Below are 1,026 nucleotides of genomic sequence, written 5' to 3' on the forward strand. Positions count from 1 at the left end.
CATCATGGACCACTTCGACCGCCGCCGAGGAGGTTTCTTGTGTGATTTTGGCAGCTAGTTTTGCGTCCACTTCAACTGCCGTTATCGCCCTCCCCAAGTGGGCCATCGGGTGAGTGAGGGCACCGCTTCCTGGTCCGATCTCAATGATGGGGCCGGAGGTTTGTTTCACAAGGTCGATGATGGAGTTGATGATCTTGTGGTTGGTGAGAAAATTTTGGCCATGCTCGTGACGGCCGTGTCCGTATGCAGACATCAGGTGTGCTCCTTGGATTTGAAAGGGAGCCGGGCATGACAAATAGCCGCCCGGCTAAAGGACCGGAGCGGTTTTTAACCTACGGGGTAGGAAACCGCCTTAGCGGTTGGTGCGCAACCGCAAGAAAGCGGTACCTGAAATCAACATGGGTCTAATTATATCCATTTAAATTCGCGTGTGCCTCAGGGACAGTGATGTCTTCCTTGGCGGCGGTCTGGTGGATGAAGGCATCGAGTTTCATGCCGGTGTCTTCTTCAACCTGCAGTTCCAACCAGGCAGAGGTACCGTTAGAGGAAAACCGGTAGGTATCTTTAGGGCGGGTATCCCGATAGGCAATGGAATCATCCAGTGTTTTACATATATCGCGGACTTTGCGCCTGATTTGACTACGTGTAGGAAAAGCCTGATTCGGTTTAGAAGGGGTAAAGAAGTCAGCCAGGATAGTGTCGATGAACTCTAGGGTTTCATCAGTCAAGGCTGTCAGTGCTGACATGGGTTGATCAATAGCAATGAGGGATTCAATGTCGAGCAGGCAGTGGGTGTCTTGTATAGCTTTGACTTTCGGCAGGCTGTTAAGGCGGTGGATAGCGCGCAGGCCTGATTTGATGTGGCCTTCTGGCAGTGACCAGGCCGCCACTAGGGATAGTGCGGTGGTGTTGATATCGGCGTCGAGGCTGGGCATGGCTGCCTGCCAGGTCTCATAGGTAGCACGTCGTGCTTTGGAGCGGGCTATAGCATGTGGGTTATTAGGGTTGGTGGTGGAAAAGAAGAAG

Annotated in this window: 2 protein-coding genes and 1 pseudogene; all 3 read right to left on the minus strand. The window is 52.7% G+C overall.

What is annotated here, in order from left to right; translation table 11 throughout:
* Window positions 1-253: rRNA adenine N-6-methyltransferase family protein (locus HMPREF2896_RS08280; protein WP_305764442.1), on the minus strand; the 253-nt coding region annotated here is incomplete at its 3' end.
* 99 nt (window positions 254-352) lie between these two features.
* On the minus strand, window positions 353-418 hold the full coding sequence (locus HMPREF2896_RS13205) for an erythromycin resistance leader peptide (protein WP_071569110.1): 66 nt from the start codon (window positions 416-418) through the stop codon (window positions 353-355).
* A pseudogene (locus HMPREF2896_RS12685) lies at window positions 405-1,026 on the minus strand (HNH endonuclease); the annotation flags it as partial. The pseudogene HMPREF2896_RS12685 and the gene HMPREF2896_RS13205, both read right to left, overlap by 14 nt.

It is taken from the genome of Corynebacterium sp. HMSC069E04 (genome assembly GCF_001813175.1).
Classification (GTDB): Bacteria; Actinomycetota; Actinomycetes; order Mycobacteriales; family Mycobacteriaceae; genus Corynebacterium; species Corynebacterium aurimucosum.